13 protein-coding genes are annotated in these 16,768 nt (G+C 42.5%); 11 read left to right on the top strand and 2 right to left on the bottom strand.

Annotation, left to right across the window (positions count from 1 at the left end; translation table 11 throughout):
• Positions 1-48 precede the first annotated feature (48 nt).
• The 4 genes from FNH22_RS29825 to FNH22_RS29810 all read left to right on the top strand — a co-directional run bounded on the left by FNH22_RS29825 (position 49) and on the right by FNH22_RS29810 (position 6,644).
• A complete protein-coding gene (locus tag FNH22_RS29825; protein WP_143402197.1) occupies positions 49-522 on the top strand; it encodes a DUF1905 domain-containing protein in 474 nt (157 codons plus the stop codon).
• A 256-nt stretch (positions 523-778) separates the two neighbouring features.
• Complete coding sequence (locus FNH22_RS29820) at positions 779-1,699, top strand: sugar phosphate isomerase/epimerase (RefSeq protein WP_221420382.1); 921 nt, start codon at positions 779-781, stop codon at positions 1,697-1,699.
• A 69-nt stretch (positions 1,700-1,768) separates the two neighbouring features.
• Positions 1,769-4,087, top strand: coding sequence for a chondroitinase-B domain-containing protein (locus tag FNH22_RS29815; RefSeq protein WP_143402194.1), 2,319 nt, complete (start codon positions 1,769-1,771; stop codon positions 4,085-4,087).
• Between the two features lie 268 nt (positions 4,088-4,355).
• A complete protein-coding gene (locus tag FNH22_RS29810) occupies positions 4,356-6,644 on the top strand; it encodes a heparinase II/III family protein (protein WP_221420381.1) in 2,289 nt (762 codons plus the stop codon).
• Between the two features lie 153 nt (positions 6,645-6,797).
• On the opposite strand, the gene FNH22_RS29805 is transcribed toward FNH22_RS29810, so the two are convergent.
• Complete coding sequence (locus FNH22_RS29805) at positions 6,798-7,154, bottom strand: GxxExxY protein (protein WP_255518189.1); 357 nt, start codon at positions 7,152-7,154, stop codon at positions 6,798-6,800.
• 315 nt (positions 7,155-7,469) lie between these two features.
• On the opposite strand from FNH22_RS29805, the gene FNH22_RS29800 reads away from it, so the two are divergent.
• From FNH22_RS29800 to FNH22_RS29780, 5 genes are all read left to right on the top strand, one after another.
• Positions 7,470-8,057 carry a phospholipid scramblase-related protein gene (locus FNH22_RS29800; protein WP_143402190.1) on the top strand — a complete coding sequence of 196 codons (588 nt, stop codon included), beginning with the start codon at positions 7,470-7,472 and terminating at the stop codon, positions 8,055-8,057.
• A gap of 189 nt (positions 8,058-8,246) precedes the next feature.
• Complete coding sequence (locus FNH22_RS29795) at positions 8,247-9,194, top strand: nitrilase family protein (RefSeq protein WP_143402188.1); 948 nt, start codon at positions 8,247-8,249, stop codon at positions 9,192-9,194.
• Positions 9,195-9,397: 203 nt separating this feature from the next.
• The gene (locus FNH22_RS29790; protein WP_143402186.1) at positions 9,398-9,982 is read left to right on the top strand and encodes a Crp/Fnr family transcriptional regulator; all 585 of its coding nucleotides are present in this window, start codon (positions 9,398-9,400) and stop codon (positions 9,980-9,982) included.
• A gap of 88 nt (positions 9,983-10,070) precedes the next feature.
• Entirely contained in the window at positions 10,071-10,517 is a 447-nt protein-coding gene (locus FNH22_RS29785; protein ID WP_255518188.1) for an SRPBCC family protein, read from the top strand.
• A complete protein-coding gene (locus FNH22_RS29780; protein WP_143402183.1) occupies positions 10,514-10,891 on the top strand; it encodes a hypothetical protein in 378 nt (125 codons plus the stop codon). The genes FNH22_RS29785 and FNH22_RS29780 overlap by 4 nt, the downstream gene beginning before the upstream one ends.
• A 10-nt stretch (positions 10,892-10,901) precedes the next feature.
• Here the strand turns inward: FNH22_RS29780 and FNH22_RS29775 are convergent, their stop codons facing one another.
• On the bottom strand, positions 10,902-11,798 hold the full coding sequence (locus tag FNH22_RS29775) for a LysR family transcriptional regulator (protein WP_143402182.1): 897 nt from the start codon (positions 11,796-11,798) through the stop codon (positions 10,902-10,904).
• Between the two features lie 137 nt (positions 11,799-11,935).
• On the opposite strand from FNH22_RS29775, the gene FNH22_RS29770 reads away from it, so the two are divergent.
• Both FNH22_RS29770 and FNH22_RS29765 read left to right on the top strand, forming a co-directional pair.
• On the top strand, positions 11,936-14,599 hold the full coding sequence (locus FNH22_RS29770) for a DUF5916 domain-containing protein (protein ID WP_221420380.1): 2,664 nt from the start codon (positions 11,936-11,938) through the stop codon (positions 14,597-14,599).
• A gap of 301 nt (positions 14,600-14,900) precedes the next feature.
• Positions 14,901-15,785 carry a hypothetical protein gene (locus FNH22_RS29765; protein WP_143402180.1) on the top strand — a complete coding sequence of 295 codons (885 nt, stop codon included), beginning with the start codon at positions 14,901-14,903 and terminating at the stop codon, positions 15,783-15,785.
• Positions 15,786-16,768 lie beyond the last annotated feature (983 nt).

The raw sequence follows: 16,768 nt of genomic DNA, 5'->3' as shown, positions 1-16,768 counted from the left end.
TTCTTATGGCAAGCTAAAACATCCAACACCTTTTATTCAAAAGAAGCTATGCAACATAAATTTCAGGCGAAGATCTATAAGGTAGGTATCAATTGGTGTGTTGACGTTCCTGCTGAAATTACCCATCAAATGACCTCAGAAAAGGGACATATAAAAATCAAAGGGACCATCAACGATTTTCGTTTTGCTAAAAATCTGGTTCCGGTTAAAAATAAGCCCTACCGACTATTTGTAAATTCGATAATGATGAAAGCAGGAAAAACCGCTTTGGACCAGACTGCCTCCTTTAACATAGAAGTAGATACACATAAAGACATAAAGGAGTATCCTATGCCCGCCCTGCTCAGGGAAAAACTGGAAAAGGAAAATCTCCGGGATGACTTTAACAGCTTAACAGGATCAAGGAAAAAAGATATTTTGAAATATTTGAGTTACATCAAAAAAGAGGAAACTCTATTAAAAAATATAGATAAGTTGATCCGCCAAATTAAAAACAAGGAGAAAAATGTGCGGATACCCTGATCAAAATTAAATTGAGAATAACAGAACAAATCCCAGGAAAACGAATCAGCTATTGAAAGAAATCCCACCCACCGTTACCGTTGTTGGAACATGACAATTTCTTAATACAGAGGTCTGTATATAATGCCCCTTCATTTCCTGTCCTAAATCCTAGTATTTGTGGACAGCGATGTCTAAATTGGTCTTTCAAAAATTGGTCGACCAATTTGGAACTACATACCTTATGACACTGCCCAGAAGATCCTTTGTCAAAAAAATGACGGTTACAGCAAGCCTTGCTCCATTCCTGAATATAAATATACCCTTAACTAATTTGGCCACAGAACAGGACAAGGAGCAATTGAATGTCCATATTTTTTCCAAGCATCTCCAGTTTTTGGACCACAAAACCACTGGCCAGATGGCTGCCGAAATGGGGTTTAAAGGGGTTGACTTAACGGTACGTCCGAAGGGTCACATAGTACCGGAATCTGTCAAAACAGCATTGCCGCAAGCCATAGAAGATATTCAAAAAGGCGGTTCATTGTGTGAGATGATCACCACAAGTATAGAAAGTGTCAATAACCCATGGGATGTGGACGTCATAACATCTGCAGCCCGTTCAGGTGTGAAATACTATCGCACGAATTGGTTCAAATATATTAAAGACAGGCCCATGACTGAATCCCTGGAAGTATTTCGGGAAAGGATCAAAGAGCTTGGTGATCTTAACAGGGAAAAGGGCATTGTAGGATGTTATCAAAATCATGCAGGCACCAGTATAGGCGCTTCTTTTTGGGAAGTGAAGAAAATACTGGAAACCGTAGACCCTGAGTTCTTTGGTACCCAATACGATATTCGTCACGCTGTAGCAGAAGGAGGTCATTCATGGAAAAATGGCCTGCAACTTTTGCATTCACAGATAAAAGTAATTGTACTGAAAGACTTTAAATGGGGCAAGGTAAACGGAAAGTGGAGGGCCGTTAACGTTCCGTTAGGAGAAGGCATGGTTGATTTTTCAACGTATTTTAAGCTACTGAAGAAATATAAATTACATCCTCCTGTCTCTCTGCATCTTGAATACCCTTTGGGAGGAGCCGAACATGGCCAAACTACGCTATCGGTTGACAAAAAAGTGGTATTCGATGCTATGAAAAAAGATTTGAAGACTGTTCAAAAATTATGGCAGAATGCCTGATGATTTTTCAAATAAACGTCAAGACATTATAATAATACCTGAGTTCTAAATTCGATAAACAACTTACCCGTGAAGCACAAATTAATTTTTCTGATTTTATCCGTTTTCATCCTGGCGTGTCAGGATAACTACCGTAATACCAGTATCATCGTTAGCAACTCCAGTGAGCTGGAAGAAGCTATAAAAAATGCCCGGCCGGGAGATGAGATTGTTTTGGCCAACGGCGTCTGGCCGGATGTCCAGATACGATTTACAGGGAATGGAACAGCATCCAAACCCATCACATTACTGGCGGAAACGGCAGGAAAGGTAATCATCCAGGGAGCATCTGACCTCAAGCTCGGTGGTGAGCATTTGGTAGTAAGCGGCCTGCATTTTAAGGATGGATACACCCCTTCCAATGCCGTGATTGAATTCAGGACCGATGAAAATACTGTGGCCAACCATTGTCGCGTGACGAATTGTGTGATAGAAGATTTCAATCAACTTCAACGGGACAGGACTGATCTTTGGGTCCAGTTCAGAGGAAGACATAATCAGCTGGACCATTGCTACATAGCCGGTAAATCAAATCGCGGACCAACGATAAGGGTAGACATAGAAGGGAATGAAAGCATCAAAAACTATCATCAAATCGTAAAGAATCATTTTGGGCCAAGACCCCCAAAAGGCGGACCAAGCGCTGAAACCATCCAACTCGGGAATAGCTTCACCTCTATGTCACCCAGCTATACTATGGTGGCCGATAACCTTTTTGAGCGGTGCAACGGAGAAGTGGAAGTGATCTCCAGTAAAACAAATTTCAATGAATTCAGAAATAACGTTTTCTATAAGTCTGAGGGTTCCTTAGTAACCCGACACGGCAACTATTGCATCATTGATGGTAACTATTTCATTGGAGATGAGAACAATGAGAATATTGGAGGAATAAGGATCATTGGTACAGGTCATTGGACAACCAATAACTACTTCTACCAGCTCAAAGGTCAAAATTTCAGGAGTCCGCTTGCCGTTATGAACGGGATCCCCAAATCTCCTTTGAATCGATACATCCAGGTAACAGATGTCGTGATAGCACACAATTCCTGGATCGATTGTGTATCTCCCTGGCAATTCGGAGTAGGCTCCAACGTAAGTCAAAAAGGTGTTTTACCGGCATCGGAGATCAGATCTGCCAAACCTATCAGAACAACAGTAGCCAATAACATCATCTATAACAGAAAGGGAGATAGCAGACCCGTGGTAGCACATGATGAGATCGATGGAATAAACTTTAAAAACAACATCATTAGCAACAATGGAATAGCCTATGAATCAATAGATGGCCTGGAAAGAAATGCATTTGAACTGTCTGCTTTAAGTGAATATGTACTGGTTCCGGCAAATGATCTCTCTGGCATCGATCTGTTTCCGGGCTTTGAATTTGAGACCATTACGGAAGACCTCTTTGGGAACCCGAGAACGGAGAAAAATGCAGTTGGAGCCATCGCACAATCTCCAGCCAGTGCCCCTGGACTACTTAACAAATCCAAATATGGCGCCGGATGGTATTCCAGCGAACGGCCGGAAGCTGAAGCCCAGGTTTTTGTTGCTACCATAGAGGATGGAGACCTCGCCGATAAGATTGAGAAAGCGAATAACGGGGACATAGTACAACTAACCCCGGGAACCTATAAAATCACAAGCTCCCTGGTGATCAATAAAAAGATCAGTATCGAGTCAAAAGACAAAAACGATCGGGCCACCATACTATATTCAGGCGCTCCGCAAACACCTGCTTTCGAAATGCATCCCAAAGGTGAACTGACGTTAAAAAGTGTTATTCTAAAAGGAGAAGCCACCCAATATGCCTTCGCAAGTCTTAAAAAGAACATGTCCAGCTTATATAACCTGGAAGTAGCAGACAGCGAAATCAGCCATTTTAATTATGTTCTTAAGGCCTACAAACATTCCTTTGCTGAGAACATTTCTTTTACAAATACAATATTTAATAGCTGCGAAAATGGTATAGAACTATCCGAAGAAACCAACGATAAAGGTGATTACAATGCAGAGAACCTGGCGGTAAGCAATTGCGAGTTTAATAACATCCAAAAGAATGTCATCGACTACTATCGGGGCGGATACGATGAGTCTACCGTGGGAGGCACCTTATCTGTGACCAACAGCACCTTTACAAATTGTGGAAAGAAAGAAGAGAATGGAATTTTGTTGAATACGTATGGTATTATCAACGTAGATATTTCCAAAAATACTTTTCAAAACAACCCGGTGAAAATGGTAGCACTTCTATGGGGCGCCAAAAACAATACACATTCGGAAAACAAGATCTCCAATTCGGGTAAACTGGTGGTAGAAGAAAATCTAAAACTTAAGTTACTGTATTAGTGTTTTGTCACGTCTGCATAGCCTTTGATCTTAATCACCATTTACTATGAACATAACGATGAATCGATAATGTGGTCCGCAGTTGGCAACAAGCAGTCGGTAAAATGTTAAAAAATAATTATTGCTTACTGCTTGCTGGTTACTGCCGACCGGTCTTGCTTACTACCAACTCATCAAATAATGCTGATCACTATGCATAATCTTCATCAGATACATCATTTAACACTGGCAGGAAAAGCGCACTAAACCAACCGTAAACAGTAACAAAATGGACATTACATTTTTAGAAAATGAAGAGGACGGCTGGGGGCTTAAACAAATCGTTGTTGCGATCTTATGCATTGGCATGTTGATCCAGACCACTGCATCTGCACAGGACGTACCCGCTGATGAGATCATCCGTATTGAAAAGCTTGCAGATTACCTGAAGGATGATGTTAAACATCAGGTAGCAGAAAGGGGCAAAGTTTCTGCCGAAGCCCTTGCCTCCTATTTCAGGGAAAAATTCTCCGAGCGTTTTTTCTACGATTACCAGACTTTTGACCACCGGTTTGCGACTTATAATGAGACCTATGGCAACCAGGACAACCACAGGAAAAGAGCATTAGACCACATGGGCAAATATGCTGATTCCACGCAATGGGTACTCCCGTTTAATTACCTCAATGGAAATGAAGTCAATGCCTATGCCCTGCGTCATTTAGCCCGGCAACATAAAATGGTGGATATCGCCTTTCTTTACTTCAATGATAAAAAGGATCCCAAATACATCCGGTATTTCGAAAACCAACTGCGTTCATTAAACCATGCATTCCGGAAAGGTCAATATGAAAAGATCGAAGATGGCAATGGCGTATATGAAGCATTTAGGTCGGGGTATCGTATATTGAACTGGCTTTGGATCCACAACATGTTCTTAAACGAACCGGAATACTCCGATAAGGACCAGTTACAGACCATTGCTACTTTGTTACAGCATGGCGCTCACCTTTACGAACGTAACGCTGGTTTTCGCGCTGGTAATCATCAAACGAAAGGCATGTCTTCCCTGGCAATGCTTGCCATCTTACTGCGTGATTTTAAAGGTACTGATCTTTGGTTTTCAAGGGCCATGGAGAGGCTGGAAGAACATCTTTTGAAAGAAATTAATGAAGATGGTTTTCAGTTTGAGCGTTCCGTCCACTATCACATGAGCGATATCAATAACTACTTTTATGTTTTCCAGCTAGCCAAAATTAGCGGTACTGAAGTCAGCAAAGTATGGGAAGCAAAACTACGATCGCTGTTCACCACACTTGCCAAAATTGCCTATCCTGACAAAACTGCCCCTGTACTCCAGGACGACACGGACATACCATGGGGCGAAAAGAATGAGATAGCCGGTGCGATGACCTTAGGCTATCTTTTATTTGAAGACCCCACGTTGGGATACTTCGCAGAAGATCGCGTAGCCGGCAGAATGTATTGGTTCCTGCAAAAAAGGCAACTCAACCTATTGAAGGACATCGACCGGAAAAAGCCTGCCTATGGCTCATTACAATTCCCTGATACCCACTACTACATCATGCGGGAAGGCTGGAATAGAAATGATAAAATGATGATAATAAGCGCCGGACTGGATAGTAAAAAGCCAGATCACCAACACGGTGATATGCTTGGCATACAAGCGATAGCAAATGGCCACGCTATTTTACCAAACTACCAGGTACGTTATTCATTAAAAGATTTTGAGTTGTTCAAAAACTCGATGGTCAAAAATGTGGCACTGGTCGATGACGAACTGCAGGGAAAACAGTGGACATCCAACAAAGGAGGCAGCGGATTTGGGAAATTCAGAGAACTACCCGCCCCCAAACCCCTGGTATGGCAAAGCAATGATGATTTCGATCTTTTTGTTGGAAGCCATGATGGTTTTAAAAACCTGGGCGTTAGCTACACAAGACAAGTAATCTTTGTAAAAGATGACTACTGGATCGTCAAAGATAACTTCCAGGCCGATACACCACACGTGTACAAACAAATCTGGCAGGGACATTATACCGTAGAACAAGGCCCTGACCTGATCCGTGCATCTTTTGAAGACGCCAGTGGCTGCGATATTTATCAATTGAATCCTACAGATCATGTCAGTAGTTCGGGTGCCAGGGGAAAGCAATGGACAATCGTTTCCAAAGAAAAGGAACATAATTTTAGTTTTGTCACTATCATTTTCCCCTACAAAGGCTACAATAACAGGATAGATGAAACGATAGCAGGCCCCATGTTGGGCGGATGGAAAATAAACCAATCCGAATGGAAAATAGCAGGGAAAAACCCCACTTCTCTTACTAAAGACAACAAAACCTACTTCTTTAATGTCAATGAAATTTCACTTGGTCCGATAAGTGTGCGACCGGATAAATTAACGGATCTACACATCGAACTGGAAGACGGACAACTCAAAGTTACACTGCTGGGTGATACTCCGGTGACCGTTAATACCAGCGGCACCGATCCGGAGAGGAAGAATTACAAGATTACACCGGGCGATCAATTTATCAGTCGATTAAAAAAATAATGGCTACTCATATCTCGACCACAGGATTGGGATTTCGCTATGACACCAAGTTCAACAAAAACAATCTCTCCCCACTTTGTGAACCTTCGCGCTACTTTGTGCGACTTTGTGTAACCACCCTATCAGGCGATCAGAAAAAACGAAACACTGCCCTTAATTGATCACTCTCCTGATGCCATGTTTAAGCATAGAAACGTGAAAGTTAATGAGTAAACCTAACTTAAAATTGCCAAGTTTAAGGTAAGTTAATACCTGCGCCGTATGAACATCGGTGAGTGCTTCTACTGTTTTTATTTCAATGACCACTTTGTTTTCGACCAGCAGGTCCATTCTATATCCGTGATCCAGTTTCACTTCTTTGTAGACCACAGGCATTGGAATTTCCTTACCCACCAGTAAACCGGACTGTTTGAGTTCATAAAATAAGCACGCCTGATAAGCGGACTCAAGTAGTCCTGGCCCTAACTGTTTGTGCACCTCAATGGCACAGCCTATTATTTTGTTCGACAAATCAATTTCAATATTGGGATTGGGCTTTCGCTATGACACCAAGTTGCACAAAGCTTCACCGAGTTACACAAAGACGATCTCTCCCCACTTTGTGAACCTTTGTGCTACTTCGTGAGGCTTTGTGTAACAACCCTATCAGGTCCGGGTTTCAGAAGATGTTATGGTAATAGTAGAATAATAAAATATAAAACAATCAGATACGTGTAAGTCATAATGACTTATGCTTTTTTGATACATTTATACAAACTGAATAATTGCCGTTTACCTTCACGCTACTTTTCATATTCAAAAAAGTAATAAACAACATCAACACTTATGAACCCTGTTTTAAATCGCAATTTATTTTTTGTAAAAGAACATGTCGGCATGTTCAAAGCCTCTAACAACTACGATATATACGACCCCGATAATCAAGAAATGATCATGTCTTGTCGTGAAGAAAAGCTTGGCTTTTTCACCAAGATGTTAAGATTTACGGATTACAAAAGAATGACACCCTTCAACGTAGAGATCAAAACTCCTTCCGGAGAAAAAGTGTTGACTGTAAAGCGGGGCGTCTCTATTTTTCTGTCCACCGTGGAAGTGCTGGACGAGAATGAAAATTTAATTGGAAAGTTCAAGCAAAAGTTTTTCTCCATTGGGGGGAAATTTGACGTCATTGACCCGAATGACAAAACGCTATGCACCCTTAAAGGGAAATGGACCAGTTGGGATTTTAAATTCGTGAAAGATGATATTGAATTTGCCCATGTCAGCAAAAAATGGAGTGGCATTGGCAAAGAATTATTTACTACGGCAGACAATTACATGTTGCAGATTGATGAAAAGATCCCTGCAGATAATCCAATCAGGCTGCTAATTCTCGCTGCTGTAATGTGTATTGATATGGTTTTAAAGGAATAGACATTTTAACAAAACCAAAAGTTACAGCTTCGGCTGCCGCTAAGTTGGTACACTTTCATATATAAGACTTAAGAAGCTAAAACAAGTTTCTTAAGTCTATACTGCTTTCACCTACCCTGGATATCAACTGCTTTTCGTTAAAACAAGCATTACGCAATAACGTAAACATGAAAAGTCAACCTAAGAAATATGAATATAGCAGTAGCTCAATTTGAACCTAAAGACGGGGACAAATTGTATAACCTTTCCATCATCCGCGAGCTTACCAAAAAAGCCAGGACCCAGGGAGCCGATGTAATCAGTTTTCATGAAATGTCAATTACCGCTTATACCTATACCAAGGATTTAAGTCATGAGGAAATAACAGACCTGGCGGAGGAGGTACCTGACGGAAAGAGTACCCGGGAGCTGATAAACATTTCCAAAGAATATGATATACCCCTACTGGCCGGCCTGGTAGAGAAAGAAAATGGAAAGATCTTTAACACCTACCTCTGTGTGACCAAAGATGGAATGGTGGCCAAACACCGGAAGCTTCATCCTTTCATAAGTAAATATATGTCAGCAGGAGATGAATATTGCGTGTTTGATCTCCAGGGTTGGAAATGTGGCATCTTAATTTGCTATGATAATAATGTCATTGAAAATGTAAGGGCCACTTCGCTTCTGGGAGCCGAATTGATTTTCGCCCCACACGTAACAGGTTGTACTCCCTCCGCTATGCCGGGAAGAGGTTACGTAGATAATGGACTTTGGCAAAACCGGGAAAATGACCCGGTATCCCTCCGGCTTGAATTTGACGGCCCTAAAGGAAGGCGCTGGTTAATGAGATGGCTACCTGCCCGGGCGTACGACAACGGAGTATACTATGCCTTTACCAATCCGATCGGTTACGATGGGGAACACCTGAAAAATGGGAATTCCATGATCCTTGATCCTTATGGAGAGGTGATGTCTGAAATAAAATCCTTTGAAAACGATATCACACTATCGAAAATATCTAAAGACAAAATACAACTCTCCGGAGGATGGCGATACAAAAAAGCCCGAAGGCCTGAGCTATACAAAGATATTATTGGTGGAAAACATAACTCCGATACAACACCGGTGTGGATGAAAGAAAAAGGGTCACAGTAATCCATAAGTGCCGAGGTCAGGTAATGTTAAATGTTATATGAGTTGACGTTTAGGTTTCTTTCATCAGCCCTTGTGTCAAAACCCTATCACCGCACAACCTTCTCATGAACCAGTTAGCCCGATGGTTGTTTTAAGTTAGTTGTGGTGTACAGTTTAAGTGTTTACTATTTACTCCGCACTGACCACCATCATATACTCGTTAAATGCATCCATTCAGGAAATACATATCGAATTACACACCCCTTTCCAATGATGAATGGGACAGAATAGAAAAGTGCCTGGTCAGAAAGGAATATAAGAAAGGCCAGGTAATTCTTCAAAGCGGAAAAGTATGTAAGAAACTCTATTTCCTGGAGTCTGGCTTTCTCAGATATTATGTATTCAAGGATGGGTCAGACATTTCAAAATACTTCACTGTACCTCCCTATTGCTTCACTTCACAAAGAAGTTTTGCCAATGAAATACCGGCAGAGGATAACATTGAGACCCTGGAAAACTGCGTTGTTTGGGAGATGAGTAAGTCAGATACGTTTGACCTTTTGGCTTGTCCCAAATGGAGTGAGTTTGTAAGAAAACTAGTCCAGGAAGTGCAGTATTATACGGAGCAGATCCTGGAAGAACTGCAAAACAAAACAGCAGAAGAGCGATACATAAAAATGATCGAGGAAAATAATATTCTCATTGCAAAGGTACCCTTAAAACACATTGCCAGTTATCTGGGTATTGCTCCTCAATCGTTGAGCCGGATACGCAAGAAATATGTTGATGATGCGCAGAAGTTAACATAGGTGAAGTGGATATAGCCTTTTAGTGGTGAAACTTGTAAAAAAGTTCACCATGCGATTACTACTTCTTATCTTCTCAACCCTTACGGTTATGGCACTCCAAGCTCAGGAAAACGAACAATCCAACAAACATTTTTGGCATACTTCAGAAACTTCGGCATCACCGGAAAAGATCTGGTCCATTTGGACGGATGTTCCACACTGGAAACAATGGGATTCCGGACTTAAGGATGCTACTCTGGAAGGTGCATTTACTATTAACTCCAAAGGTGTGATCACTTCACTGGAAGGAAGGAGATCAAAATTCAAAATAATAGCCTTTGAAAAAGGACGGTCTTATACATTGAAAACAAAGCTGCCGTTGGGAAGTCTTTATGTAAAGAGGTATCTCAACAGCGACAAAGGCAAAACTGTATTTACACATGAAGTATGGTTTAAAGGATTGACCAAAGGGATTTTTGCCAGGGCATTCGGAAGTAAGTTCCGCAACATGTTGCCGGAAGTACTAGACAATATTAAACGGAGAGCTGAAAAATGATAAGCGTGATCAAACTGGTTTATGTAGCTAATATATTGGTAGCGGACTGGATAAGTATCACCAGCCTGTTTTTCCCGAAAATCGCTCAGCAAAGCGTTTTCTCAGGCGCTTTCGAATATTCAGAAGCCATCCGGTTGGTCGGAGCGCTTTGGGGAGCTATTTTCATCCTTTCTATCCTGGGACTATTTTATCCCGGGGAAATGGGTCTGGTCTTATTACTTCAATTCATCTACAAATCATCCTGGCTGATCGTTGCCGCATTACCCTCGCTGATCAACCATAAGGCTTACCCCAAAGGTATGGCACTGTTTTTCATTATTTGGGTACTGGTTTTACCGTTTGTAATCCCCTGGAAAGAACTGTTTATGAAATAATCATTAAACGTTAACAGACAATATTCGAAAAGTCTTCCACAAAATTGGAGATGAAATTATTGTAATACTCCAAATGGCGTCTCTCCTCTTTTACCACAAGGTAGTGTGTCCTTTTCAGTCCGTTTTTCCCTATCTTTTTAAAGACCAGGTCTTCCGACAGTTTAAAGGGTTTTAACATCCATAACGGAGAACACATTACCCCCATATTAGCATTTACCATTTCCAGGGAGATCTCTGTAAACGGGATCGCCGAGATCTTTTGGGGAGTGATCTTATTAGGTCTTAAAAAGTGCTCATACACGGATACATTTTCCATGGGGAAAGAGTTGATAAAAAGATGGACATCAGCAAAATGACCTGCATCCAGGTAAGTATGGCTGTTCAGATAATGTTCCTTGTGCATCACTACCATGATCTCATCTTCGAATATGTCCACGCTGTAAAGTGCTTCCGAGACGGGTTTTGAAGTGACAATAGCTACATCCATTTCATCCGCTAAAACCTGGGAGAGGGTTTGGTGCGTGGCCCCCAGGCTCAGGTCTATTTTAATTTCAGGGTATAGTACGGCCATTTTCTGTACAAACCCGGGAAGTCCATGAAAAAAAGACTGACACTCTGCCCCTACTTTGAGCGTTCCCTTAGCACCTTCTTTGATTTGCTGAATGCTATTGAGTCCGTCTTCAATAGCCTGGAGCAGTTTATTGGCCAGTTTGTACAGTTCTTCGCCCTCAGAAGTCAGCTGCCAGTGGTTACGGCTCCTATAAAAGACTTTAAACCCCAGTCGCTCCTCCATTTCCCTCAGTTGGTGACTCAAAGCCGATTGTGTCAGAAACAGCCGCTGCGACGAGTTGGCGATGTTACCTTCTTCGGCAATTGTTTTAATGAGTCGAAAGTATTTTAATTCCATACCCTCAAATTACGAATAATAATAGCATCCTGTAGTTGAAAAAAATTCATATCACAGACTCAAAACTGTTCAATTATAGCAATAGCCATCTGTGTCAAAGCACTCGTATCCAGTAAACACATCAAACTGAATTATACGTGCAACTTACAAAACTACTTCCCTTTCCGATCCTTTTTTTATATTCTGCCATAGCAACGGCACAGGTAGAATTAGCACACCTTACCCGGAAAGTATACACTACCGGATCTATAGCTAATGAAGAGGTGCCGTTCATGGATGGTAAACTGGAAGAAGCCATATGGAGTGATTCCGCGTCTTCATCCTGGTCCGCAAATTTTGTTCAGCGGCTGCCCAATGAAAATACCCCTCCCTCTGAGCAGACTGCTTTCAAGATAGTTTATGATTCAAAGTACCTGTACATTGGCATAAAATGTTTTGATCGTTCTCCCGGTTTGATCAACAGCAGAATGTCCCGAAGGGATGGCTTTAATGGAGACTGGATAGAGATACTATTCGACAGTTATCATGACCTGCGTACCGCCTTCTCTTTTACGGTGAGCGCGGCCGGTGTGAAAGGAGATAAAACCATCTCGCTGAATGGCGCCGAAGAAGACATCGCCTGGAACCCGGTCTGGTATGTCAAAACTCATATCAACCGGGACGGCTGGACGGCCGAAATGAAAATCCCCTTAAGCCAGCTCCGTTTCGGAGACAGTAAACAGCAAGTATGGGGGCTCCAGGTGCAAAGGCGTTTGCTCAGAAATGAAGAACTATCCGTATGGCAGAGAGTACCTCAGAATTCCCCCGGCTGGGTGAGTGAATTCGGTGAACTGCATGGCCTTGGAAACCTGAAACCGCAGCGTCAGCTGGAAATTCAGCCCTTCCTGGTAGGCGCTGTCAATACATTTGAAAAAGAACCACTCAACCCGTATCGGAAAAACTATACAAAAGAAGTGAACCTCGGCGTAGATGGAAAGCTTGGAGTAACCAATGACCTCACACTTGATTTCACGATCAATCCGGATTTTGGCCAGGTAGAAGCGGACCCTGCCGCCATCGCACTGGATGGGTTCCAACTTTTTTTTAAAGAACAACGCCCCTTTTTCATCGAAAACAAGAACATCTTCGATTACCGCTTTTCGGCGCCCATCATCGGAAGTCCCTATAGCAGTGATAACTTATTTTATTCCAGAAGGATAGGAAGGAGTCCTCAGGGGCAAGTGTCCGGCACGCCGGGAGAATATATCAACGCTCCACAACGCACTTCTATCCTGGGGGCGGTTAAGTTCAGCGGTAAAACCAAGAAAGGTTTGTCTATAGGTATTTTGGAAAGTATCACATCTACAGAATATGCCGAAATCTCGGGCGACAACGGCACCAGAATACAACTGGTTGAACCTTTAACCAACTATTTTGTAGGCCGGGTACAGAAAGACTTCAATAATAAAAACACATTTCTCGGCGGCATCATCACCTCCACGCATCGTGATCTTAACGAAAATGTTGGCTTTCTGCATGAGTCCGCCCTCACCGGTGGCCTGGACCTTACCCACCAGTGGAGTGACCGAACATGGTATTTGACTGCCAATCTTGTCATGAGCCAGGTAAAAGGCAGCGCCAGGGCTATTCAACGCACCCAAACCTCCATCCCACATCTTTTTCAACGGGAAGGCGCCAGCCACCTGACCCTGGATACTACACGCACTGTACTTACCGGCACCGGGGGAGATATAAAATTTGGCAAAGCCGGAAAAGGTCACATCAAATTTGAATCAGGCCTGACCTGGCGCTCTCCGGGGTTGGAGTTAAACGATATAGGCTTCATGCGGGAGGCCGATGTGATCCAACACTATTCCGGCATCACATACAGCTCCGTCAATTCTTTTGGTGTATTTAGAAATGCCAGTATCGGATACAAACACTGGTTTAACTGGGACTTCGGCGGCAATCTCAACTACATCGATTGGGACATAGAACTCAACGGTACCTTCAGGAACAACTGGGCGGGGACTTTTGGCGTATTTTCCCAACCCCATATCTACGCCAAGTCACTCTTACAGGGTGGCCCCAGGATCTATCTGCCCGACCAATACGGCACCTGGTGGGCTGTCAACTCTGACTCCAGAAAAAAATTGTACCTGAGCTATAACGGATGGACGAAAACAGGTGGCGAAGGAAGTTACTACCTCCTGGAAAACAACATTGCGATCACTTACCAGCCTGTTGACCGGTTGAACATCTCATTATCTCCCGGTTATACCACTATTCGTCATAGATTACAATACAATGAAAGCCAGGAATATCAGGGCTCCATGCGGCATATCACCTCAATGATCGACCAGGAAACCTTTAATCTGGCCTTACGACTGAACTTTACGATCAATGCGAACCTGGTCATTCAATATTATGGAGAGCCTTTTATCACCACCGGCCGGTATGACGATTTCAATTATGTATCCAATGCTACCGCATCCAACGAAGAAAGCCGGCTGCATTTTTTCACCCCAGACCAACTCACCCTCCCTACTTCCGGCACAAGCTATGAAGTAGATGAAAACAGGGATGGACTGATGGATTATAGTTTTAGTAACCCCGACTTTTCCTTCGCACAGTTCAGGTCAAACCTCGTACTAAGGTATGAATACAAACCCGGCTCAGAAATCTTCCTGGTGTGGTCTCAGGGAGTATCTGATACCGGCCTGCCCAGGGCCAGCCTGTTCCAGGGTTTAAATGAGCAGGTGTTTGATAAAACTCCGGAAAACACTTTTTTGGTTAAAGTAACCTATAGGTTTTATCGCTGATATTTTAATGAAATGTGCTTTTGAGGCTGTAGAAAGAGCAAAGGTGTTAAGATAACCATTCGTTTTGAATGCGCCAGAATTTAAGGGGTAGTTTCCAAAATATAAGTGTAGGGATTGTTCTTGAGAACTCTATGCTAAATGATTCGGATACTCCTGGTATATTGCTATGTATTTTCCAGGAAGTGTTTGATTATGGTTAATTTAGTTTTATCCATTTGAATGTCGTTTTGAAATATTTGTAAACGTTTAAAAACGGGATGGGTGTTATTCACTAGTTAGCCACCAAATGGCGAGATAAAAAATGAAAAATACGGGTTTTATACTTTTATTGATTTTACTTTCAATAAACGCTCAATGTCAATCTAACGAATTCAGAAATCAGAGAGCCCAACTGGCAGTCTTCAACATTGGATTCAACGGTCTAATTGGAGGTGTTGGTAGATTAATAAACAACGAGGAAAATATATCCGGTTTTCAAGCATTCACCAAAGGGTTTTATCAAGGAGCTATCGGAGGAGCAATTAGTCACATTGGGTTATCATTAACGCATCAGATACAAAAACAACAAAACATTTCATACGCATGGCCTGCTCGGTTGGTGAACTCTTTCGGAACTTCAATTATTCAAAATTCCGCCGAAGGTAGAAGAATGTTCGATCGACTGCACCTAAATCTATTTGTTACTCGTTTGGAATATTACCCATACCAAAAAAGATTTACGGGTAGATTATTCACATCATCTATTTATGGAATTTTGGTAGTAGGAAAGAACGCAAAGTTCAACTTAAAAAAATCATTACAGACAGGTATTCTCTATTTCGAATCGAGCCAAAGTTTTTCATTGCCTGGACTTGGAGCATCTGGATTAGCTACAGGCCAGGTAAGTTCAATTGGAATGAATACAGATTTGACTCAAGATGATTTCTATAACGTATACGCTGAAGAAACTGCACACATATTACAATTTGATAGAAAGGTGGGAGGAAATGCTATTTTGTCCAAAGCCAACAAAAAGCTCTCTAATGTAAGTAAGGTTTATAATTCTCTTTCTAAGTACATCTATTTTGATTTGAATGGACCTTTATTTTGGCTTGGTTATAAGCTAGCCGGAACCACTCATAATTGTAACTTTTTTGAGCAAGAAGCTGTAAATTATAGTTATAGAAGAGCCTATAAGTGTAATTAAGGTGGCTAATCGAGTAGACGGCCGTGAGCTATAAGCCCACGGTGCGCCTCTCACACCACCCAGCGTACGGGTCTCGTACTGGGCGGTTCGTAAAGTATAAGGCTATCGCTCTTTACACCAATAGCCTCTTTCCGCTACTTTTAAGATAAGGNGCTTCACAATACGTTCAGTCCTTCGCTGCCCAGTGAGTCCTCCGATTTTGATCGGCTCGTTACCAGTAGCTACTATGACTTCTGCTGACTTCTCAATCCGTAACCCGTACGGTTCGAGACCTCCCTCGGTAAGGCGAATATCCTTTTATCTAATCCTGCCATATCTACCACTTCGGTACTTCTCTTTCGAGATTTGGACTTCAGTATGATGTGCTACCTCATCCGACCTCATAGCCTCTGTATATGGTTCCTGTTCGTCAGTTCAGATACCGCAGTTTGACTTACTTCAATGCTTGGATCACTCCAAACCACCTTGTGCTTACGCTAAAGCTTCAGCGACACGCGTGCCACTTGCTTCGCTTCTGGGCACGACCCCAGCGAGTACGGGACTTTCACCCTTTGGAACGCTCAACTTCATGAGCTATATTCACCATTCAAGGCACACANTCGAGGAGTTGGACTTCGGCATGATGTGCTGCCTCATCCGGCCTCATAGCCTCTGTATGTGGTTCCTGTTCGTCAGTACAGACACCGCAGTCTGGCTTACTTCAGTGCGTGGATCACTCCAAACCACCTTGTGCTTACGCTAAAGCTTCAGCGACACGCGTGCCACTTGCTTCGCTTCTGGGCACGACCCCAGCGAGTACGGGACTTTCACCCTTTGGAACGCTCAACTTCATGAGCTATATTCACCATGCAAGGCACACACATACGCTATGAATGAATGGGGGTTTTTATCAGTAAAGATATTTTAGTGGGAATTGGAAATTCCGCCACAAGTAATAAATTTGAAATGAAGCGTGGCCATGTGTGAGACGATAGATTGGTGCT

Source organism: Fulvivirga sp. M361 (assembly GCF_007097395.1).
Taxonomy (GTDB): domain Bacteria; phylum Bacteroidota; class Bacteroidia; order Cytophagales; family Cyclobacteriaceae; genus Fulvivirga.
Note: the sequence above shows the minus strand (reverse complement) of the source record. Positions and strands in the feature narration are given on the sequence as shown.

Bases quoted from the DNA above. Each gene is read 5' to 3' on its own strand.
- FNH22_RS29825 (WP_143402197.1), top strand. From the start codon at position 49: ATGCAACATAAATTTCAGGCGAAGATCTATAAGGTAGGTATCAATTGG.
- FNH22_RS29820 (WP_221420382.1), top strand. From the start codon at position 779: ATGACGGTTACAGCAAGCCTTGCTCCATTCCTGAATATAAATATACCC.
- FNH22_RS29810 (WP_221420381.1), top strand. From the start codon at position 4,356: ATGGACATTACATTTTTAGAAAATGAAGAGGACGGCTGGGGGCTTAAA.
- FNH22_RS29800 (WP_143402190.1), top strand. From the start codon at position 7,470: ATGAACCCTGTTTTAAATCGCAATTTATTTTTTGTAAAAGAACATGTC.
- FNH22_RS29795 (WP_143402188.1), top strand. From the start codon at position 8,247: ATGAATATAGCAGTAGCTCAATTTGAACCTAAAGACGGGGACAAATTG.
- FNH22_RS29790 (WP_143402186.1), top strand. From the start codon at position 9,398: ATGCATCCATTCAGGAAATACATATCGAATTACACACCCCTTTCCAAT.
- FNH22_RS29785 (WP_255518188.1), top strand. From the start codon at position 10,071: ATGGCACTCCAAGCTCAGGAAAACGAACAATCCAACAAACATTTTTGG.
- FNH22_RS29780 (WP_143402183.1), top strand. From the start codon at position 10,514: ATGATAAGCGTGATCAAACTGGTTTATGTAGCTAATATATTGGTAGCG.
- FNH22_RS29775 (WP_143402182.1), bottom strand. From the start codon at position 11,798: ATGGAATTAAAATACTTTCGACTCATTAAAACAATTGCCGAAGAAGGT.
- FNH22_RS29765 (WP_143402180.1), top strand. From the start codon at position 14,901: ATGAAAAATACGGGTTTTATACTTTTATTGATTTTACTTTCAATAAAC.